Here is a 21,141-nt window from a genome sequence, read left to right as displayed (position 1 = left end):
CTCGGCGCACCTCTCCTTGCGGGCCCTTGCGGGAGAGCTTGCTGCGCTTGCAGAGCGCGGTCTCGATTGCGGAGACACCCTCTCCCCGACCGCCCGCCCGCGGGTGGGGGCGGGTGGGGAGGGAGCGCATCTCGCGCGTGGGACGCGTCTACCCCTTCGGCTGAATCCCGTCGCGCACCGCGCGGAAACGGGTGAAGGCGGCTTGCCATCTGTCGCGCGGGGCGCTGGCGATGATGCGCAATGATGCGCCGCCACTCGAGAAGCGGATCCACTGCACCACGGTCACGGGGACCTTATCCTTGCCGCTGACGCCGTCGATCCGGGTCTCGAAACCCTGCTGGCCGTTGATGCGGATCGGCTCGGACATGGTGATCCGCGACTCGCGCACGCCGGGAATCTGGAGTGCCGCCTCCTGGGCGAAACGGGCGCGGTCGTCGGCGGCTTGCGGGGTGGCGCCGATCAGGCCGAGGATCATGAACGGCCGCGACTCGTAGCCCGTGCTCTCATCGCCATCGGCCAGGATGATGCTCGAGCCCGGCGCCAGGGTCCGGACGTCCTTGAAGTCGGCAAGATCGGTGATCTTGAACGGCATCAGCGCGATCTGCTCTTCGGCCGAGACCTGCCTGCGGGTGGTGGCGCTCGCAAACATCTGCCGCACCGCTTCATCGGTGTAGATCTTGGTCGCATTCTCCGGGATCTGCACCGCGACATAGCCGGAGAAGCCGGCACCGGGCACGATCATCGAATAGCGCTTCACCGGGGTATCGTCGGCCTTGCCGCTTTCGGTCGTGAAATAGGCAAGGCCCGCGGGGGTCTCGATCTTGTCCTGCTTGACGCCATTGGCCCCGGCAGGATTGGAATTGAACGCGCTCACGACCTCGCCATAGGCCGCCGGCGGCAGCTCGGTGATCAGCACCTTGACGCTGCCGTCCTCGCTCTCGAAGCCCGGAAAGGTTTTCGCCGTGCTGAGGCCGACCAGGGGCACCATGCCGAGGCGCAAGCCAGGTGGGAAAACGGCGTCGGCGGCGTAGGCCGGAAACGCGGAGACGGCGAGGAGGGCGAGTGCGGCGAGGGGGCGGATCAGCGTCATGGGCACTCTGATTGGTTCACATTGAGGCCGTTCGATGGTCGGCCGCCGGGCGCTTTGTCGCGCGAAGCAGCTGCGCCGGCTGTCCGGCCGGTCAGCCTTTTAGCGGGTTTGGCCCTGCCGCAACAGGGAGGGGCCGCTCGCGGAAGCGGGGGCTTGCCGAAGCGCGAACCTGTTAATAATTCCTCACCCGCAAGGGCGGTGGAGCCCAGATATGATCTTCCAAAACCCAATGTTTTCGCGGCAGAAACGTAGCTTCGGTCCTTGCGGGCCCCTCCCCCCCTCCTATATGAGCCTCAATCATCGCAATATCGCGGATGTTTGATCTTAGGGGGTTTCGGTTCGGGTGCCTTCTGGGCCCAGCCAACCTGCCGCAAAAAGAAGGATATCAGGACCATGGGAAAGGTCATTGGGATCGACCTCGGCACCACGAACTCGTGCGTCGCCGTGATGGATGGCAAGAACGCCAAAGTCATCGAGAATTCCGAAGGCATGCGCACGACGCCTTCGATCGTCGCCGTCACGGATGACGGTGAGCGCCTCGTCGGCCAGCCGGCCAAGCGCCAGGCCGTCACCAATCCCGAGCGTACCTTCTTCGCAGTGAAGCGCCTCATCGGCCGCCGCTACGACGACCCGATGGTCGAGAAGGACAAGAAGCTCGTTCCGTACAAGATCGTGAAGGCTTCCAACGGCGACGCCTGGGTCGAGGCCGACGGCCAGACCTACTCGCCCTCGCAGGTCTCGGCGTTCATCTTGCAGAAGATGAAGGAGACCGCGGAAGCCCATCTCGGCCAGAAGGTCGACCAGGCCGTCATCACCGTTCCCGCCTACTTCAACGACGCCCAGCGCCAGGCGACCAAGGACGCCGGCAAGATCGCGGGCCTCGAAGTGCTGCGCATCATCAACGAGCCGACCGCGGCCGCGCTCGCCTATGGCCTCGACAAGACCAAGGCCGGCACCATCGCGGTGTACGACCTCGGCGGCGGCACCTTCGATATCTCCATTCTCGAGATCGGTGACGGCGTGTTCGAGGTGAAGTCGACCAATGGCGACACCTTCCTCGGCGGCGAAGACTTCGACATGCGCCTGGTCGGCTATCTCGCCGATGAGTTCCAGAAGGAGCAGGGCATCAACCTGCGCAACGACAAGCTCGCCTTGCAGCGCCTGAAGGAAGCCGCTGAAAAGGCCAAGATCGAGCTGTCCTCGACGACGCAGACCGAGATCAACCTGCCCTTCATCACCGCGGATCAGACCGGTCCGAAGCATCTGACGATGAAGCTCACCCGCGCCAAGTTCGAGGCGCTGGTCGACGACCTCGTGCAGAAAACCATCGAGCCCTGCCGCAAGGCGCTGAAGGACGCCGGCGTCACCGCCGGTGAAATCGGCGAGGTGGTGCTGGTCGGCGGCATGACCCGCATGCCGAAGGTCCAGGAGGTCGTGAAGCAGCTGTTCGGCAAGGAGCCGCACAAGGGCGTCAACCCGGACGAAGTCGTGGCGATCGGTGCCGCGATCCAGGCCGGCGTGCTCCAGGGCGACGTCAAGGACGTCCTGCTGCTCGACGTGACCCCGCTGTCGCTGGGCATCGAGACGCTGGGTGGCGTGTTCACCCGCATCATCGATCGCAACACGACGATCCCGACCAAGAAGAGCCAGGTGTTCTCGACGGCTGAAGACAATCAGAATGCCGTCACCATCCGCGTCTTCCAGGGCGAGCGTGAAATGGCGGCCGACAACAAGATGCTCGGCCAATTCGACCTGATGGGCATTCCGCCGGCTCCGCGCGGCATGCCGCAGATCGAGGTGACCTTCGACATCGACGCCAACGGCATCGTCAACGTCTCGGCCAAGGACAAGGCCACCGGCAAGGAGCAGCAGATCCGCATCCAGGCCTCGGGCGGCCTGTCGGAAGCCGACATCGAGAAGATGGTCAAGGACGCCGAGGCCAATGCGGCGGCCGACAAGAAGCGCCGCGAGGCGGTCGATGCCAAGAACCATGCGGACGCGCTGGTGCATTCCACCGAGAAGGCCCTCGCCGAGCACGGTTCGAAGGTCTCCGAGACCGAGCGCCGCGCCATCGAGGATGCCGTCAGCGACCTCAAGGAGGCGCTGAAGGGCGACGATGCCGAGGCGATCAAGGCCAAGACCAACACCCTGGCCCAGGCTTCGATGAAGCTCGGCGAAGCCATGTACAAGCAGCAGGCCGAGGCCGACGCCAAGAAGGACGCGGCCAAGGACGACGTCGTCGACGCGGAATTCACCGAGGTCGACGACGAGAAGAACAACAAGAAGTCTGCATAAGCCCGAGAGGGTGGCGATGCGGACGGCTTGGACCCCACACGCGCTACCGGCCTCCTCCCTCGCGGGGGAGGCCGTCGTGTCGGGCTCCACGGGCAAGGCGCCCGTTACCATCGATCAATTCCCAGCCGTTATTCTCAGCGCTGCCAGGCTGCCCTCTGCCGCGAGGCGGAAGGGCGCTTATATTGCTGCGTGGCAACGCTGTTTCGCCCCAACTTGAAATCGCGATTGGATAGACCGAGCTGAACATGTCCACGTCCACCAAGCGCTGCTATTACGAGACCCTCGAAGTCGATCGCGACGCTGACGAATCCAAGCTGAAATCGTCGTTCCGCAAGCTGGCGATGAAATTCCATCCGGACCGCAATCCGGGGGACCAGACCAGCGAAGTCAAATTCAAGGAGATCAACGAGGCCTATGAGGTCCTGAAGGACAAGGACAAGCGCGCCGCCTATGACCGCTATGGTCACGCCGCGTTCGAGCAGGGCGGCGGCTTTGGCGGCGGCCCCGGTTTCGGCGCGGGCTTCGCCTCCTCTTTCTCCGACATTTTCGAAGACCTGTTCGGCATGGCCGGGCAGCGCGGCCGCGGTGGCCGCGAGCGCGGCGCCGATTTGCGCTACAATATGGAGATCACGCTCGAGGAAGCCTTTGGCGGCAAGACTGCGCAGATCGAGATCCCGGTCTCGGTCACCTGCGAGGCTTGCTCGGGCATCGGCGCCAAGGCAGGTACCAAGCCGAAGACCTGCTCGACCTGCGGCGGCGCGGGCCGTGTGCGGCAGTCGCAGGGCTTCTTCACGCTCGAGCGCACCTGTCCCGGCTGCCAGGGACGCGGCCAGATGATCGAGGACGCCTGCCCCTCCTGCGCGGGCCAGGGCCGCGTCACGCGCGAGCGCACGCTGTCGGTCAACATTCCGCAAGGCGTCGAGGATGGCACCCGGATCAGGCTCGCCGGCGAGGGCGAGGCCGGGGTCCGCGGTGGTCCGCCCGGCGACCTCTACATCTTCCTGTCGCTGGCCCAGCACCAGTTCTTCCAGCGCGATGGCGCCGATCTGCACTGCCGCGTGCCGATCTCGATGGTGACGGCCGCGCTCGGCGGCGAATTCGAGGTGCCGACCATCGACAAGGGCAAGGCCAAGGTGAAAGTGCCTGCCGGAACCCAGTCCGGCCGCCGATTCCGCATCGCATCAAAGGGCATGCCGGTGTTGCGGTCGCGTCAGATGGGCGACATGTATGTCCAGGTCGTGGTCGAGACCCCGCAGAACCTCACCAAGAAGCAACAGGAATTGCTGGCCGAGTTCGACAAGCTCTCCTCCGGCAACACCCAGCCGGAATCCGAGGGTTTCTTCGCCAAGGTCAAGGACTTCTTCGGTAATCGGGCGAATTGACTCGTCTTGACCGTGCCGTCTTCGGCCTATACGTCTTTATGACCATTTTCTGACACGCCGCGGTCCTGCGGTCCCGTCCGGTCCCGACATGCCATTGCCATCGTCTGCGCGTGCCTTGAAGAAGCCTCGTCTTGACGACGAGGTGCGCTTTCTCAGGTCGTGGATCGAAAAGCCGCTGCACATGGGCGCGGTGATGCCGTCGGGCAAGCTCTTGGCCCGGACCATGGCTCATTATGTCGATCCGGAGTCCGATGCGCCGGTGGTGGAGCTCGGGCCCGGCACCGGCGCGATCACCTCCGCGCTGATCGAGCGCGGTGTCGACCAGAAGCGTCTCGTCCTCGTCGAATACAATCCCGGCTTCTGCGCGCTGCTGCGCGACCGCTACCCGCAGGCCAAGGTGGTGCAGGGCGATGCCTATCGCCTGCGTGACACGCTCTGGAACGTCCTGAGCGCGCCGGCTAGCGCGGTCGTCTCGGGCCTGCCGCTCGTGACGAAACCGATGCTGACGCGGCTGCGGCTCATTCGCGATGCCTTCACCGCGCTTGCGCCCGGCGCGCCCTTCATCCAGTTCACCTATGCGGTGGTGCCGCCGATCCCGAAATCGCTGCCGGGCGTGTCGACAGAGGCCTCGGAACGGATCTGGATGAACCTTCCGCCGGCCCGCGTCTGGGTGTATCGCAAGGACTAATTCCGCCCGCTCTTCTTTTGCGCGGCGGGCTCGTTTCGCCGAACGCATGGGATTGGATGTCCGCACCCAAAATCCTGATCATTCCCGGCTCGCTGCGCACCGGCTCGCACAATGTGAAGCTTGGGGCGCTGGCGGCCTACGAATTCGCCCAGGCCGGCGTGGACGTCACCCGCATCTCGCTCGCGGATTTTCCGCTGCCGATCTACGACGGCGATCTCCAGGCCAAGTCCGGCGTGCCCAAGCACGCCATCAATCTCAAGCGCATGATCGGCGCCCATCACGGTGTCCTCATCGTCTCGCCCGAATACAATGCCTCGGTGCCGCCGCTTCTCAAGAACGCGATCGACTGGGTCAGCCGCGTGCACGAGCTGCACGAGGCGCGCGGCGAGGTGTTCCGCAACCGCGTCTTCGCGCTCGCCGGCGCCTCGCAGAGCCGGCTCGGTGCCGCCCGCGCGCTCCAGGCCTTGCGGCTGATCCTCTCCTCCTGCCACGCCAACGTGATTGCCAGCCAGCTCACGCTCGCCTTTGCCGACCAGGCCTATGACGATATGGACAGGCTGAAGAACGAGGGCGATATCGCCGCGTTGAAAGAGCTGGTAACGCAGCTGATCGACGTTTCCCAACGCATGATGTGAGGTGACATGACGGCAGCCGAGATCGCCCCGAAAGACCGCCTGATCGTTGCGCTCGATCTGCCGAGCGTTGATGCTGCGGAGGCGATGATCGCGAAGCTCGGCGACAGCGTCTCGTTCTACAAGATCGGCTATCAGCTCGCTTATGCCGGCGGCCTGCCGTTGATCGGAACGCTCGCCGACAGGGGCAAAAAGGTCTTTGCCGATCTGAAGATGCACGACATCGGCAATACGGTGAGGCGTGGGGTGGAGAGCGTCGCCAAGCTGGGTGCGACCTTCGTTACCGTCCACGCCTATCCGCAGACCATGAAGGGCGCCGTCGAGGGCCGCGGCAGTGCCGGCCTGAAGATCCTCGCCGTCACGGTGCTGACTTCCTACAATGACGACGATTTGCATGCGGCGGGCTATCGGCTCAGCGTGTCGGAGCTAGTTGAGGCCCGCGCGCAGCAGGCGCAGGTGATCGGCGTCGACGGCCTGGTGTCCTCGCCAGAGGAAGTCGGTGCGTTGCGCAAGATCGTCGGCCATCAGATGAGCCTCGTCACCCCCGGCATTCGTCCGGCGGGCGCCGCCAGCGGTGACCAGAAGCGCATCATGACGCCGGACCGCGCGATCACCGCGGGCGCGGATTATCTCGTTGTCGGGCGCCCGGTGGTGGAAGCCGCCGATCCGAAGGCTGTCGCCGACGCCATCCACGCTGAGATCGCGCAAGCTCTCGGCTGACCACACACAACAGGGAGAACAACAATGGCAAAAGGCTACTGGATCGGGCGTGTCGACGTGAGCAATGACGAGGGCTACAAGCCCTACGCCGTCGCCAACGGTCCGATCTTCAAGAAATGGGGCGGCCGTTTCGTCGTCCGCGCCGGCAAGTTCACCACCGTTGAAGGCGCCAGCCGCAACCGCAACGTCGTGATCGAATTCCCGGACTACGAAACCGCGCTCGCCTGCTACAACTCACCGGAATATCAGGCCAACATCAAGGTGCGCCAGCCGCACTCGATCGCCGATCTCATCATCATCGAGGGCTATGACGGCCCGCAGCCGCAGGACGGCTGACGCCCGTCATTCCGAGGCGAACTATGGTGCGCAATTGCGCACCTGAGAATCTCGGGATTCCGGGTTCGGCTCTGCGAGCCGCCCCGGAATGACGGTGAACGTGGCGTCACTGCCCCCGATCCCCTCGGTTGCCGGAACTGCGTCCCCCCGCTACAACGGCTCCGAAGAGGATCACACCATGTCCGACATGCGCTTGATTGTTGCTGGGGCCGGCGGCCGGATGGGCCGCGCGCTGGTACGGGCGATTGCCGAGAGCAAAGGCGCGGTGCTGGCGGGCGCACTGGAGGCGCCGGGCTCCGATCTGCTCGGCAAGGATGCCGGCGTGCTCGCAGGCCTGCCGGCCAACGGCATCACGCTCTCCGCCGATCTCTGGGCGATGTCGAAGGATGCCGACGGCATCCTCGATTTCACCGTGCCGGCGGCGACCATCGCCAACGTCGCGATCGCCGCCCAGCGCGGCCTCGTGCATGTCATCGGCACCACCGGACTTTCCGGCTCCGACAACGCCGTGATCAAGAGCGTCACCAACCGCGCGGTGGTGGTGCAGTCAGGCAATATGAGCCTCGGCGTCAACCTGCTCGCCGCCGTGGTCAGGCGCGTCGCCAAGGCGCTCGACCAGACCTTCGACATCGAGATCGTCGAAACCCATCACCGCATGAAGGTCGATGCGCCCTCGGGCACGGCGCTGATGCTGGGCCAGGCCGCAGCCAGCGGCCGCGGTGTCACCCTCGATGACCATTCCGAGCGTGGACGTGACGGCATCACCGGCGCACGCCGGCCAGGCAGTATCGGTTTCGCTTCGTTACGCGGCGGCACCGTCGCCGGCGACCACAGCGTCAGCTTCCTCGGTCCGTTCGAGCGCCTGACGCTGTCGCATCAGGCCGAGGACCGCATGCTGTTCGCCCACGGCGCGCTCAAGGCGGCACTGTGGGCCCATGGCAAGGCGCCGGGGCACTACACCATGGCCGACGTGCTCGGCCTGTCCGATATCTGAGTCAACGGAATGATTGCCCGTTTCAACTGCAGGCTCCCTTCACCTCTCCCCAACGGAAAGGTTGGGCACCGCCGATGCAGCAACCATCAAGCTTAGTTTCATACGGAAGGTAAAATGAGCGAACGTCTTCTCGTGCTCGTGCGCCATGGCCAGAGCGAATGGAATCTGAAGAACCTGTTCACGGGCTGGAAGGATCCTGACCTCACCGAGCTCGGCGTGAGGGAAGCCAAGGAAGCCGGCCGCAAGCTGAAGGCACAGGGTCTCGTATTCGACGTCGCCTTCACCTCGGTCCTGACGCGCGCGCAGCACACGCTCGATCTCATCCTCGCTGAGCTCGGCCAGACCGGTCTGCCGACCTCGAAGAACCTCGCACTCAACGAGCGCGATTATGGCGATCTCTCCGGTCTCAACAAGGACGATGCGCGCAAGAAATGGGGCGAGGAGCAGGTACACGTCTGGCGCCGCTCCTACGATGTGCCGCCGCCCGGCGGCGAAAGCCTGAAGGACACGCTCGCGCGCGCATTGCCCTATTACGTGCAGGAGATCCTGCCCGGCGTGCTCAACAGCAAGCGCACGCTGGTTGCCGCTCACGGCAACTCGCTGCGTGCGCTGATCATGGTGCTGGAGAAGCTCTCGCCTGAAGGCATCCTGAAGCGCGAGCTCGCCACCGGTGCGCCGATCATCTACCGCCTCAATGCGGATTCGACGGTCGCCTCGAAGCTGGACCTGGCGGGCTGAGTTTCTTCGCCTCTCCCCGCGTGCGGGGAGAGGGAGATCAATCACTGCATCCCCAGCTGCCCGGCTTCCCAGCCCAGCATCGCCTGCTTGCGGGTGGTGCCCCAATGATAGCCGGTGAGCGTGCCGCTCTTGCCGAGCGCGCGGTGGCAGGGCACGACGAAGGAGACCGGGTTCTTGCCAACCGCGGCACCGACGGCGCGAGAGGCCTTCGGATTATTGATGTTGCAGGCGATGTCGGAATAGGACACCGCGCGTCCCATCGGAATTTTCAGCAGCGTCTCCCATACCCGCACCTCGAAATCGGTGCCGATCAGGACCACGCGCAGCGGCTGATCCGGCCGCCACAGCTTTGGGTCGAAGATGCGCGCTGCGAGCGGCGCGGTGCCTTTGTGATCTTCCACGTAAGTAGCGTTCGGCCAGCGCCGCGTCATGTCGGCGAGTGCGATCTTCTCTTCGCCGTGATCGGCGAAGGCAAGTCCGGACAAGCCGCGATCGGTGGCGATCACGATCGCGGTGCCGAATGGGGAGGGGTGGAAGCCATAGCGCAGGGTGAGACCGGCACCGCCGTTCTTCCACTCGCCCGGCGACATCGCTTCGTGGGTGACGAAGAGATCGTGCAGCCGGCCCGGCCCGGATAGGCCGGAGTCGAGCGCCGCATCAAGAATGCTGGCGGAATCCCTGAGCAGATTCCTGGCGTGGTCGAGGGTGAGCGCCTGCATGAAAGCCTTCGGTGTGATCGACGCCCAGCGGCGGAACAGATGGTGCAGCTCATCCGGCGTGACGCCGGCGGCATCCGCCATCGCCTCGATGGTCGGCTGCGCGCGCCAGTTCGCCGAGATGAACGCAATCGCCCGCCGCACCGAATCATAGTCGCGCCACGCGGCGTTCTGGGTGCCCGGCTTGGCCAGGCGCTGGTCATGTATCGCGAGGGTCATCATGTCCGGAAATGTAGGAGAGAGGCGGGTCTGAAACCACCCGATTTCCGACTGGAATCAGCTGATCGGATTGTAGGTCGGTCCACGCTTGGTGGCGTTCAATGCCTCGACCAAGCCATTGTAAAAACTTGCCTTTTCCTCAGGCCCTAAGAACCTCGCGATCTGGATCTGATGACCGCGCGAGATCAGATAGAGATGCTCGATGCCGAAGTCCTCGTCGACTTCCATGTCGAGGCGGACCCAGAGCGGATTGAAGGTCCATTCGGCGACCTGGCCGCGATGGCTGATGCGCCTCACGCGCAGCTCGGAGGTCGTAACGGTGATCTCCTCGCGCGCCCGAGCGCTGCGGAAATTGACTTTGAAGGCCCACCAGACCACGAGCACGTCGAGACCAAAAAAGCCGAACACCGGCCAGGCGCCCATCATCAGGAAAGCGAGGCCCGTGACGAAGCTGACCACGCTCAGGAACAGCATCACGGCGAGGAAGCCGGTGCGGTTCAGCGAGCGGTGCGGCGTCAGCAGCGCGGAGAAGATCTGCACCTCGCGCTGATCTTCAAAGTCCTTGCGCTCAATTTCGTTGCCTGTGCTCATCGTCCCTCAGTATATCCCGATCATGGCGAAAATCACCCGCAAGCCGGTCTCCCGCAAAGCGGCGGTGCCGAAGAAAAAGGCAAAGCCGGTCGCGGCCAAACCGAAATCCTCCGCGAAAAAACCACTCAAGGCCACCAGGCCCTGGACGCCGGCCGAGGTCCGCGAGGTCTTCAGCCGTTTCCGCAAGGCCAATCCGGAGCCGAAAGGCGAGCTCGAGCACGTCAATCCGTTCACGCTGCTAGTTGCCGTGGTGCTGTCGGCGCAGGCGACCGATGCCGGCGTCAACAAGGCGACGCGCGCATTGTTCGAGGTCGCCGACACCCCGCAGAAGATGCTCGATCTCGGCGAGGAGCGTCTGCGCGAGTACATCAAGACGATCGGACTCTACCGCACCAAAGCCAAGAATGTGATCGCACTGTCGGCCAAGCTGCTCAGCGAATTCGGCGGCCAAGTGCCGCGCACGCGCGCCGAGATCGAGTCGTTGCCCGGTGCCGGGCGCAAGACGGCCAATGTCGTGCTCAACATGGCCTTCGGCGAGCACACCATGGCGGTCGATACCCATGTTTTCCGCGTCGGCAACCGTACCGGACTTGCGCCGGGCAAGACGCCGCTGGAGGTCGAGCTCGGTCTCGAAAAGGTGATCCCGGCCGAGTTCATGCAGCATGCCCATCATTGGTTGATCCTGCACGGCCGCTATACTTGCCTCGCCCGCAAGCCGCGCTGCGAGGTCTGCCTGATCAACGATCTCTGCCGGTGGCCGGAGAAAACGGTGTGAGCAAGTAATCAACGTCTTTCCGGGGCGATGCGCGGCATCGAACCCGGAATCTCGAGATGCCGGGTCCGTTGCTCGAACCGTCCCGGAATGACAGCAGTGAGATTTGCGTTCGGACAAGCGCTTTTGGGGGCATCCGTGAGTCAACAAGAACGAGTTCCGTCACCGCCTGCCGCCGCACCTGTCCCGCCGCCCAAGTCAACACAACGGCCGGCCTCACCGCTCTGGAGCCGGCTCGCGATCCCGCTGTTTGCGGTCATCGTTGCGCTCGGCTTCGTCGCGCTGGCGACGCTGCGCTTCGACGAATGGGTCGGCAATGCGGTGATCCAGACCACCAATGACGCCTATGTGCGGGCGGAGCTGACGCGGCTTTCGAGCCGCGTCTCGGGCGAAGTGCTCACCGTAGGCGTCACCGATTTCCAGCGCGTGAAGGCCGGCGACCTCCTGATCCAGATCGATCCGGCCGACTACGAGGCGCAGGTCGCACAGGCCGAAGCCAATGTCGCTGCTGCGCAGGCCACCCTCGACAATCTCGCCAATCAGATCGAGCTGCAATATGCCACGATCGCGCAGGCGCAGGCCGCGCGGCTGTCCGCGGAGGCCATGGAGGTGGAGGCGCGGCAGGAGCAGGAGCGTCAGCAGTCGCTGTCGCAGACCGATGCCGGCACGCGCCAGCGGCTCGAGCAGGCGGTGGCCGCTTATGCCAAGGCGCAGGCCGACGTGCGGGCGAGCCGCGCCGTGATCGCAGCCCAGCAGCACCAGCTCGAGGTCCTGCAAGGCACCAGGAAGCAGCGCGCCGCCGATGTCGAGGCAGCCAAGGCGACGCTGGCGGGTGCGAAGCTCAAACTTGGTTACACGAAGGTCACCGCGCCGTTTGACGGCGTTGTCGGCGAGCGGCAGGTGCAGCCCGGCGATTACGTCAATATCGGCACCAATCTCATCAATGTGGTGCCGCTGCCCAACGTCTATGTGATTGCGAACTACAAGGAGACCCAGCTCACGCACGTCGCACCGGGCCAGCCGGTCGAGATCACCGTCGACAGTTTCCCGCGTGAGAGGCTGCACGGCAAGGTCGAGCGCATTGCGCCGGCGACCGGCGCACAAGTGGCGCTGCTGCCGCCCGACAACGCAACAGGCAACTTCACAAAGGTGGTGCAGCGCATTCCCGTGCGCATTCAGTTCGATCACAATCAACCGCTGCTCGCTCGGCTGGTGCCGGGCATGTCGGTGGTCACCAGCATCGATACCAAGGCTGCGAATGGCGGAAAATGACGCTGCCAGCCGCGAGCCGGTCTCGCGCGGCGGCATCGCGCCGCAGCCGCTGTTCGCCGTCGCGGCGGTGCTGCTCGGCTCGTTCCTCGCCAATTTCGATAGCCGGCTGACCACGGTCGGCCTGCCCGACCTTCGCGGCGCGTTCTCACTCGGCTTCGACGAGGGCGCCTGGCTCTCCACGGCCGGCATCGGCTCGCAGATCTTCATCGCGCCTGCGGTGGCCTGGCTTGCTACCGTGTTCGGCCTGCGCCGCGTGCTCGGCATCCCCAGCATCGTCTATGCGGCCGTCTCTTTCATCATTCCATTCGTGCACCACTATCCGACATTGCTTGCGCTCAGCGTCGTGCATGGCCTGTTGCTCGGCACCTTCGTGCCGGCGACGCTGATGATCGTGTTCCGCAATTTGCCGATCCGCTGGTGGCTGCCGGCGATCTCGATCTATGCGATCCGCGTCGGCTTCGCCTTGGACACGTCGACCTCGCTGGTCGGCTTCTATGTCGACCATCTCGGCTGGCAATGGCTGTACTGGCAAGGCGTGGTGATCGCGCCCTTGATGGGCCTGATGGTCTATCTGGGCACGCCGAACGAGCCGGTGAACCGTGCGCTGCTGCGCGACGCCGATTGGGGCGGCATGCTGCTGCTCGGCGCCTCAGTCTCGATGATCTATGCCGGGCTCGACCAGGGCAACCGGCTGGACTGGCTCGGCTCCGGCACGGTGATGGCGCTGCTCGCCAGTGGCGCGGTGCTGTTTCTGGCCTTCCTCGTCAACGAGTCCCTGGTGCGGCAGCCCTGGGCACATGTGAATGTGCTGTTCTCGCGCAACATCGGCTTGGGGCTGGTCCTGATCCTGCTCTACACACTGACCAGCCTGTCCAACGCCTCGCTGGTGCCGAACTTCCTCGCAACCATCGCGCAGCTCAGGCCCGAGCAGAGCGGCCTCTTGCTGCTCACCTATGGCGCGTTGCCGATGTTCGTGCTGGTGCCGGTCTCGATCTGGCTGCTCAGGCATTTCGATACACGTACGGTGCTCGTTCTGGGCTTTGCCTGCTTCGCCGCGGCGAATCTCTGGGGCACGCGGCTCACCCATGTCTGGGCGCGCGAGGATTTCATCGGCATCGTGCTACTGCAGGCGATCGGGCAGTCGCTGACCCTGCTGCCGCTGATCATCACGCTGCTCTCCAACTCCGATCCGAGCCGCGCCACCTCGTTTGCCGCCTATATCCAGATCATGCGGCTCGGCGGCGCCGAGATCGGTGTGGCGTTGATGGGCACCTGGCTGCGCGTCCGCGAGCAGGTCCATTCCTTCTATCTCGGCCAGAACCTCGCGGTCGGCGATGTCGATGTGGTGGAGAGACTAAAGCAGCTCGCCGATCATTTCGCCGCCCATGGCAGGGGATCGGCGCAGGCGCGCGCGGTCGGCACGCTGGCGGGCATCGTCCAGCGCGAGGCCAATGTGCTCGCCTACATCGACGGCTTCTGGCTGTGCTTCTGGCTCGCGATGGCCGCACTCGGTGTCGTCGCGCTGGTCACCCGCGCGCCGACGGGCCCATTCACGCCGGCGCCGTTCGGCTTCGCCAAGACGGTGCTGCGCAAATGCGGGATGCCTGTGGCCTGAGCCGGGTTACCGCGCCTGCCGCGCCGGCTCGATCAGCTCGGGCCGCGGGCCTGACAGGCGCTTGTGCATGTGGACCATGAAGGCCATGCCGAAGATCGGCGTCGCCAGGTTGACGATCGGGATCGAGACGAAGGCGGCGATGAACAGGCCGGCGGTGAAGATGGTCGCGGCATTGTCGCGCCGCATCGCCTTGGCTCCCTCCGGTGGGCGGAAGCGCATCGCGGCGAGCTCGAAATATTCGCGGCCGAGCAGCCAGGCGGCGGCGAGGAAGAAGATCAGGAAACCGGCGCCGGCGAACAGCACCAGCGGCAGCGCGGCGAGATAAACCACGATGGTCAGTAGCGCGGTCTTGATGCCCTCGAACATCGCCTGGGTGAACGGCAGCGCCGTGCCGGGTCGTTCGGCCGGATAATGCTCGCGCTCGACGATGTTGGCGACGTCGTCGACGAACAGGCTCGCCACCAGTGAGGTGATCGCAGGCATCAGGAAAATGCCGCCGAACACGACACCGAGGCCCGCCGCGATCGAGACGATCCAGGACAGGATTTCGAGCGATGAATGCCAGCCCGGTCCAAGCAGGCCTTCCAGCCACACCTCGCCGGAGGTTGCAAACCAGCTGAGCAGCCGCTGCAAGCCGATCGCCAGCACGGTGATCAGCACCAGCGCCAGCCCGATCGATCGCCACAGGATCGAGCGCATCGGCGGCGAGATCATTTGCGACAGCGCCTTGATGGCGGCATCAAGCATGGGGCACCCTTTCACGAGACGACCCGCGAGAGGTAGACATGCAGGGCGATTTCGGCAAGGGAGGCTGGCCTGCTGTGGCCAGCGGCTTGACGGTCTCGTGTCCCGGATGCGGCGCTCCGCTGAAGGAGCGCTGCGCCGCGTCCGGGGCACGAGAGCTACTGTCTACCCATGCCGATGTCCGTGCTTGCGCGCCCTCGCCTGCTTCCCTTCCCCGGTCGGGATCATCACCACGCGGCCGTAGCGCACGCCGCGTTCGGCGATGATGTGGTCGGCGAAATGCCTCACCTCGGAGGCCGCGCCGCGCAGCGCCGTCATCTCCATGCAATTGTTGTCGTCGAGGTGGACGTGCAGCGTTGCCAGTGCGAGATCATGGTGGCCGTGGAATTCCTGCACCAGCCGCTTTGATAGATCGCGCGCGGCGTGGTCGTAGACATAGACGAGGCCCGCGACGCATTGGCCGGTCTGGGCGGTGTCCTCGGTGGATTGCTGAAGCCCGGCGCGCGCGAGGTCGCGGATGATCTCGGAGCGGTTCTGATAGCCGCGCGCTTCCGCCGCGGCATCGATCTCCGCCAGGAGGTCGTCCTCGATCGTGATCGTAATCCGCTGCATCAGGTCCCCTCCGCGCATCTCGCCGAATGGACCCGTTTTACACGGATTTTGCGACCCTCACAGCCGCGTTGCACGAAGCCGCAGCGCATTGCCGACCACGCTCACCGAGGACAGCGCCATCGCCGCTGCCGCGATGATCGGGGAGAGCAACAGACCGAACGCCGGATAGAGGATGCCGGCCGCGATCGGAATGCCGGCGGCGTTGTAGATGAAGGCGAAGAACAGGTTCTGGCGGATGTTGTTCATCGTCGCCTGCGACAGTTTTCGCGCGCGCACGATGCCGATCAGGTCGCCCTTCAGCAGCGTCACGCCGGCACTCTCCATCGCCACATCCGTGCCGGTGCCCATGGCGATGCCGACTTCGGCCGCTGCCAGTGCCGGCGCGTCGTTGATGCCGTCGCCGGCCATCGCGACGCTGCGGCCGCCCTTTTGCAGCTTTGTCACCACCGCGCTCTTCTGGTCCGGCAGCACCTCGGCCTCGACCTCGGCGATGCCGAGCCGGCGCGCCACGGCCTCCGCCGTCGTGCGATTGTCGCCGGTCAGCATGATCACCTTGATGCCTTCATCGGCCAGCGCTTTCAGCGCCTCCGGCGTCGAGGCCTTGACCGGATCGGCGATCGCGAACAGGCCGGCCAGCCGGCCATCGACGGCCATGTTGATCACGGTCGCGCCGTCGCCGCGCAGCCGTTCGGCTTCGGTGTCGAGCGTCTTGGTCTCGATGCCGATGGAGGTCAGATATTTGGCATTGCCGAGCACGACGGTCTTGCCGTCGACCTTGCCGGTCGCACCCTTGCCCGTCGGCGAATCGAATTGCTCGACTTGGCCAAGGGCGAGCTGCCTCTCCTTGGCCGCGCGCACGATCGCATCAGCTAGGGGATGCTCGCTGGCGCGTTCGACGGTGGCCGCAAGCCGGAGGATGTCGTCTTCCGCAAAGCCGGACGCCGGCACGATCGCGACCACCTTGGGCTTGCCCTCGGTCAGCGTGCCGGTCTTGTCGACCACCACCGTGTCGATCTTCTCCATCCGCTCCAGCGCCTCCGCGTTCTTGATCAGCACGCCGCCTTGCGCACCGCGGCCGACGCCGACCATGATCGACATCGGGGTCGCCAGGCCCAGCGCACAGGGGCAGGCGATGATCAGAACGCTGACCGCCGCGACCAGGCCGAAGGCGAGCCGCGGCTCCGGTCCGAACCACGACCAGGCGGCAAAGGCGGCGATAGCGACGACGATCACCGTCGGCACGAACCAGCCGGCGACCTGGTCGGCCAGGCGCTGGATCGGTGCGCGCGAGCGCTGCGCGTCTGCGACCATCTGCACGATCTGCGACAGCAGCGTCTCGCGCCCGACCTTGTCGGCACGCATGATGAAGCTGCCCGATTGGTTCAGCGTGCCGGCAATGACCCTGGCGCCGGTGTCCTTGGTGACCGGCATGGATTCGCCTGTCACGAGGGATTCGTCGAGCGAGGAGCGCCCCTCCAGGATGGTGCCATCCACCGGCACCTTCTCGCCGGGACGGACGCGCAAGCGGTCGCCGGCATGGAGCGTGTCGATCTCGACCTCATGCTCGCTGCCGTCAGCGTCAACGCGACGCGCGGTCTTGGGCGCAAGCTGGAGCAGCGCCTTGATCGCGCCCGACGTCGCATCCCGGGCGCGCAGCTCGAGCACCTGACCGAGCAGCACCAGCACGGTAATGACGGCCGCCGCCTCGAAATAGACCGCAACCGCGCCTTCATGGCCGCGGAAGGTGGTGGGGAAGATCTGCGGCGTGACGGTGCCGAGGACGCTGTAGACATAGGCAACGCCGGTGCCCATCGCGATCAGCGTGAACATGTTGAGGTTGCGCGTCAGCAGTGATTGCCAGCCGCGAACGAAGAACGGCCAGCCCGCCCACAGCACTACGGGTGTGGCGAAGACGAGCTGGATCCAGTTCGACAGCGTCGGATCGATCCAGTTGTGCGGACCTGCGAGATGGCCGCCCATCTCCAGCACCACCGCCGGCAGCGCCAGCACGCCGCCGATCCAGAACCGCCGCGTCATGTCGGCGAGCTCCGGATTGGGACCAGTCTCCAGGCTTGCGATCTCCGGCTCCAGCGCCATGCCGCAGATCGGGCAGGTGCCCGGGCCGACCTGACGGATCTCGGGATGCATCGGGCAGGTATAGATCGTGCCTGCGGGCATCTCAGGCTCGGGTGCCTTCTCCTTCGCGAGATATTTTGCGGGATCGGCGGCGAATTTGGTGCGGCAGCCGGCCGAGCAGAAATGAAAGATCTCTCCGTGATGCTCGAAGCGATGCTTCGAGGTCGCGGGATCGACCGTCATGCCGCAGACGGGGTCTTTCACCTTCGTTGCTGCTTCACCGTGAGGATGGGGATGGCCGGCATGATCGCCGTGGCCGCCACAGCACGAGGAGGCCTCCGGCTTGGCCGCCGGCGGTGTAGCCTTCGTGGAACAGCCGCATCCGGAATGCGTTTCCGCGTCGTGACGATGCTCGTGTGCGTTGTTGTTCATTGCCATGCTCCGGCCTTTTACGCGGGCTCGTCCGTGGGCTTGCAACCTATACCCTGTAGGGGTATATAGAGCCCATGCGCAAGGACATCAAGACATCTGTCGGAAAACGTCTCGGCCGGATCGAGGGCCAGGTTCGTGGCCTCTCGAAAATGGTAGAGGAAGACCGCTACTGCATCGACATCGTCACGCAGATCTCGGCGGTGCGTGCCGCGCTGCGCCGGGTCGAGGAAGAGATCCTGAAGGACCATGTCGCCCATTGCGTCGAGCACGCCATCGCGAGCGGCGACAAGGCCGATCAGCGCGAGAAGATCGCGGAGCTGATGGCGGTGATCGGACGGGCGGAGCGATAGCGCGCGCTCTCTCCACCGTCATTGCGAGGAGCTCTTGCGACGAAGCAAATCCAGACTGCCGCCACGGTAACAGTCTGGGTTTGCTTCGCTGCGCTCGCAATGACGGTGAAGAGGCGAGATCATCGCGCTACACCCCAGCTGTCGTCCCGGCGCAGGCCGGGACCCATAACCCCAGGGAGGGTTTTGGCGAAGACTGGCTGTTCGATACCGCTATCGCCCGTACTCGATGGATCACGCGGTATGGGTCCCGGCCTGCGCCGGGACGACGGTGGGGCTACGCCGCGATCCCCCGCTCGCGCGCGCGGTAGATCGCGAGCTCGCACAGCAGCACGAAACGCTCGGAGAACGCGGCGGTGATCTCCGCGGGCTATGCGTTCACTTCTTCAGCCGAAATCTCAGCCGACGCCTCTTCGTCAATCGCCTCAGGAACGAGCGGCGGCGCACGGAGCGTTTCTGGAAACACACTGAAAGTGCCCGCCACCTCCTCGAGCGGCTTCTGCTTGTCGGCCCAGTGCAGGGCGGTGTAGTCGAACCCGTGCACGATGGTGGGTTTGACGACTTCGAAATAGGGCGAGATGTCGAAGTCGCGGGGCATGTAGAGCGAGGAATCGCGGATGTGCAGGATCTCGCGACGGGCGGCGCGGCTGCCTGCTTTGGTGATCTTCGGCAGGATCGGATAGCGCACGGCGTCGAAGGCCTGCGCGATCAGCGCCGAGCAGATGATCTTGGTCGGATCGCCCGAGCCGATCGCGATCATGCGCCGACGCCAACGCTGCGGTATCGGCAGCGGGAACAGGTAACGCATGAGATCAATGATGTTCTTGGTATCGTAGCCGAAGCCGATGCGGTTGATCGCATAGCGGCAGACCGTGGTGCGGTCCTCATGGGACAGCCCGACCGGGCGGCAGATGCGGGTGTGATAGGGGAAATATTTCGACAGCGGTGCGGAGGTGACGCCTTCGCCGATATTGGCTTCGATCAGCACATGCGGCTCGCCGTTGGGCTCCTCCGCCCCCTCGATCGGGCCGACATAGAGCGCGGCATGCGACCAGGTCGACTGCGTCAGATATTTGATGATGCCGGAGATCCGGTTGTTGCCTTCGACGAGCAGCACGTCGCCGGGCTCGATGACGCCGCGCAGATGCTCCGGGTCGCTCGGCGTGAACGGCTCATAGCCCGGCACCTCCTTTGAGAGGTACGCGGCAATCAGCTTGCCGACTGAATCCAGGACCGTCCCCATGTCGAACTCCCCCCACGACCTTCTCCGGCCGTCTTTTTCCCTTCTCTATCATGGTCGAAACGTGTTGCAATTCGGTTCATCACTCTGCGAGATCAAGCGGATTGATTCACCATGATGGTTGCTGCGCAACATCAGATACGGCAAGGTTCGCGGGCTGTTCCCGTTCGCCGCAAGTCCCCGGAAACCATGACATGACAATCACGCGCCGCGGTTTCCTTTCGGCGTCGGCGGCTTTTGCGGCGATGCCGGTGCTGCGCGCAACCGCCGCACCCCTGCCACGTGAGGTCGACATCGTCGTGATCGGTGCGGGAGCTGCGGGAATTGCCGCGGCGCGGCGCATCATCGCGATGGGCCGCAAGGTCGTCGTGGTGGAAGCGGCATCGCAAGTCGGCGGCCGCTGCATCACGGATAGTACGACGTTCGACACGCCGTTCGACCGCGGCGCGCGCTGGATGCACAATCCCGACACGAACCCCATGATCCGGCTGGCGCGCAGCGTCGGGCTCGACGTGCTGCCGGCGCCATCGGGCCAGAAGATGCGCATCGGCCGCCGCAATGCGCGCGCGGGCGAGACGGAGCAGTTCCTGGCGGCGCTGGTGCGCGCCAACCGCGCCATCGACGAGGCCGCGCGCGGCAAGCTGGATACATCCTGCGCGTCCGTGCTGCCCAAGGATCTCGGCGATTGGGCCGGCGCGGCCGAGTTCATGCTGGGCGCGGGCTTCGCCGGCAAGGACCTGAAGGAACTGTCCGCGATCGACAAGGGGCGCGCGCAGGACCGCAACGCGGCGATCGCCTGCCGCCAGGGCCTCGGCACGCTGATCACCAAGCTTGCCGAGCAGGCGCCGGTGGCGCTGTCGACGCCGGCGAGCCGCATCGCCTGGAGCAACCGCGACGTCAGCGTGGAGACGCAAGCCGGCAAGATCGCCGCGCGCGCCGCCATCGTCACGGTCTCGACCAATGTGCTGACATCGGGAGCGATCAAGTTCGCACCCGATATCCCCAAGCGGACGTTGGACGCGGCATCCAAGCTCAGCCTAGGAAGCTACGATCGGATCGTGCTGCAATTGCCGGGCAATCCGCTCGGCCTGTCGCGCGACGACATCCTGATCGAGCAGAGCGATTCGATGCGCACGGCACTGATGTACGCGAATATCGGCGGCTCCTCGCTGTGCTCGATCGATGTCGGCGGCTCGTTCGGCCGCGATCTCACCGAGCAGGGCGAGAAGGCCATGGTCGCTTTCGCCAAGGAGTGGATCACAAAGCTGTTCGGCAGCGAGGCCGCCGCCGCCGTGCAGAAGACCAGCGCCACGCGCTGGAATGCCTCGCCCTTCGTGCTGGGCGCGATGTCGGCGGCTTCGCCGGGCGGTCAGCTCTCGCGGAAAACCTTGGCCGAGCCGATCGGCAACATGTTCCTCGCCGGCGAAGCCACGCACGAGACGCTGTGGGGCACTGTCGACGGTGCCTGGGAAAGTGGCGAGCGTGCTGCGGATGCAGCCTTGCGCAAGATCGGCGCGCTCAGGGACGAGCCGGCCGACGTGCCGACGCAGTCGACGAAGAAGCGGCGCGTGCCGCGGCAGTAGGGGCAACCAAGTTGCAACAAACTGCGCCGTCGTCCCGGACAAGCGCG

19 protein-coding genes and 1 pseudogene are annotated in these 21,141 nt (G+C 65.1%); 13 read left to right on the top strand and 7 right to left on the bottom strand.

The genetic code is table 11. The annotated features are described in order from the left end of the window. Window positions 1-148: 148 nt before the first annotated feature. On the bottom strand, window positions 149-1,090 hold the full coding sequence (locus P6U27_RS00735; RefSeq protein WP_164937202.1) for a hypothetical protein: 942 nt from the start codon (window positions 1,088-1,090) through the stop codon (window positions 149-151). Window positions 1,091-1,483: 393 nt separating this feature from the next. On the opposite strand from P6U27_RS00735, the gene dnaK reads away from it, so the two are divergent. From dnaK to P6U27_RS00695, 8 genes are all read left to right on the top strand, one after another. Then, window positions 1,484-3,385 carry a molecular chaperone DnaK gene (gene dnaK, locus P6U27_RS00730; protein WP_122400223.1) on the top strand — a complete coding sequence of 634 codons (1,902 nt, stop codon included), beginning with the start codon at window positions 1,484-1,486 and terminating at the stop codon, window positions 3,383-3,385. 245 nt (window positions 3,386-3,630) lie between these two features. Beyond that, complete coding sequence (dnaJ, locus tag P6U27_RS00725) at window positions 3,631-4,767, top strand: molecular chaperone DnaJ (RefSeq protein ID WP_122400221.1); 1,137 nt, start codon at window positions 3,631-3,633, stop codon at window positions 4,765-4,767. An 88-nt stretch (window positions 4,768-4,855) separates the two neighbouring features. Continuing rightward, complete coding sequence (locus tag P6U27_RS00720; protein WP_122400220.1) at window positions 4,856-5,455, top strand: class I SAM-dependent methyltransferase; 600 nt, start codon at window positions 4,856-4,858, stop codon at window positions 5,453-5,455. Between the two features lie 56 nt (window positions 5,456-5,511). Next, complete coding sequence (locus tag P6U27_RS00715; protein ID WP_129145729.1) at window positions 5,512-6,090, top strand: NADPH-dependent FMN reductase; 579 nt, start codon at window positions 5,512-5,514, stop codon at window positions 6,088-6,090. Between the two features lie 6 nt (window positions 6,091-6,096). Next, window positions 6,097-6,807 carry an orotidine-5'-phosphate decarboxylase gene (pyrF, locus tag P6U27_RS00710; protein ID WP_129145728.1) on the top strand — a complete coding sequence of 237 codons (711 nt, stop codon included), beginning with the start codon at window positions 6,097-6,099 and terminating at the stop codon, window positions 6,805-6,807. Between the two features lie 24 nt (window positions 6,808-6,831). Further along, complete coding sequence (locus tag P6U27_RS00705; protein ID WP_122400217.1) at window positions 6,832-7,143, top strand: DUF1330 domain-containing protein; 312 nt, start codon at window positions 6,832-6,834, stop codon at window positions 7,141-7,143. A gap of 178 nt (window positions 7,144-7,321) precedes the next feature. After that, window positions 7,322-8,137: a 4-hydroxy-tetrahydrodipicolinate reductase gene (gene dapB / locus P6U27_RS00700; protein WP_164937201.1), complete on the top strand. Its 816-nt coding sequence runs from the start codon at window positions 7,322-7,324 to the stop codon at window positions 8,135-8,137. A gap of 114 nt (window positions 8,138-8,251) precedes the next feature. Next, complete coding sequence (locus tag P6U27_RS00695; RefSeq protein WP_129145725.1) at window positions 8,252-8,875, top strand: 2,3-bisphosphoglycerate-dependent phosphoglycerate mutase; 624 nt, start codon at window positions 8,252-8,254, stop codon at window positions 8,873-8,875. A gap of 41 nt (window positions 8,876-8,916) precedes the next feature. Here the strand turns inward: P6U27_RS00695 and P6U27_RS00690 are convergent, their stop codons facing one another. Together P6U27_RS00690 and P6U27_RS00685 are read right to left on the bottom strand one after the other, a co-directional pair. Continuing rightward, the gene (locus P6U27_RS00690) at window positions 8,917-9,813 is read right to left on the bottom strand and encodes a bifunctional helix-turn-helix domain-containing protein/methylated-DNA--[protein]-cysteine S-methyltransferase (RefSeq protein WP_122400214.1); all 897 of its coding nucleotides are present in this window, start codon (window positions 9,811-9,813) and stop codon (window positions 8,917-8,919) included. Between the two features lie 54 nt (window positions 9,814-9,867). Then, window positions 9,868-10,401: a DUF2244 domain-containing protein gene (locus P6U27_RS00685; protein ID WP_407120471.1), complete on the bottom strand. Its 534-nt coding sequence runs from the start codon at window positions 10,399-10,401 to the stop codon at window positions 9,868-9,870. 22 nt (window positions 10,402-10,423) lie between these two features. On the opposite strand from P6U27_RS00685, the gene nth reads away from it, so the two are divergent. From nth to P6U27_RS00670, 3 genes are all read left to right on the top strand, one after another. Further along, window positions 10,424-11,176, top strand: a complete 753-nt coding sequence (gene nth / locus P6U27_RS00680; protein WP_162500048.1) for an endonuclease III — start codon at window positions 10,424-10,426, stop codon at window positions 11,174-11,176. Window positions 11,177-11,311: 135 nt separating this feature from the next. Continuing rightward, entirely contained in the window at window positions 11,312-12,445 is a 1,134-nt protein-coding gene (locus tag P6U27_RS00675) for an HlyD family secretion protein (protein WP_129145724.1), read from the top strand. Further along, the gene (locus P6U27_RS00670; protein WP_129145723.1) at window positions 12,432-14,060 is read left to right on the top strand and encodes an MFS transporter; all 1,629 of its coding nucleotides are present in this window, start codon (window positions 12,432-12,434) and stop codon (window positions 14,058-14,060) included. The genes P6U27_RS00675 and P6U27_RS00670 overlap by 14 nt, the downstream gene beginning before the upstream one ends. 6 nt (window positions 14,061-14,066) lie before the next feature. On the opposite strand, the gene P6U27_RS00665 is transcribed toward P6U27_RS00670, so the two are convergent. The 3 genes from P6U27_RS00665 to P6U27_RS00655 form a co-directional block, all read right to left on the bottom strand. Further along, window positions 14,067-14,807, bottom strand: coding sequence for a sulfate transporter family protein (locus P6U27_RS00665; RefSeq protein WP_129145722.1), 741 nt, complete (start codon window positions 14,805-14,807; stop codon window positions 14,067-14,069). A gap of 162 nt (window positions 14,808-14,969) precedes the next feature. After that, window positions 14,970-15,416, bottom strand: coding sequence for a nickel-responsive transcriptional regulator NikR (gene nikR / locus P6U27_RS00660; protein ID WP_122406305.1), 447 nt, complete (start codon window positions 15,414-15,416; stop codon window positions 14,970-14,972). A gap of 57 nt (window positions 15,417-15,473) precedes the next feature. Continuing rightward, complete coding sequence (locus P6U27_RS00655) at window positions 15,474-17,924, bottom strand: heavy metal translocating P-type ATPase (RefSeq protein WP_164937200.1); 2,451 nt, start codon at window positions 17,922-17,924, stop codon at window positions 15,474-15,476. 74 nt (window positions 17,925-17,998) lie between these two features. On the opposite strand from P6U27_RS00655, the gene P6U27_RS00650 reads away from it, so the two are divergent. Then, a complete protein-coding gene (locus P6U27_RS00650) occupies window positions 17,999-18,274 on the top strand; it encodes a metal-sensitive transcriptional regulator (RefSeq protein ID WP_122400208.1) in 276 nt (91 codons plus the stop codon). 274 nt (window positions 18,275-18,548) lie between these two features. On the opposite strand, the pseudogene P6U27_RS00645 reads toward P6U27_RS00650, so the two are convergent. Continuing rightward, a pseudogene (locus P6U27_RS00645) lies at window positions 18,549-19,514 on the bottom strand (YiiX/YebB-like N1pC/P60 family cysteine hydrolase). A 191-nt stretch (window positions 19,515-19,705) separates the two neighbouring features. Here P6U27_RS00645 and P6U27_RS00640 point away from each other — a divergent pair. Beyond that, window positions 19,706-21,094: an NAD(P)/FAD-dependent oxidoreductase gene (locus P6U27_RS00640; protein WP_129145719.1), complete on the top strand. Its 1,389-nt coding sequence runs from the start codon at window positions 19,706-19,708 to the stop codon at window positions 21,092-21,094. Window positions 21,095-21,141: the final 47 nt, after the last annotated feature.

Source organism: Bradyrhizobium sp. STM 3566 (genome assembly GCF_045571445.1).
GTDB lineage: Bacteria > Pseudomonadota > Alphaproteobacteria > Rhizobiales > Xanthobacteraceae > Bradyrhizobium > Bradyrhizobium vignae.
Note: the sequence above shows the minus strand (reverse complement) of the source record. Positions and strands in the feature narration are given on the sequence as shown.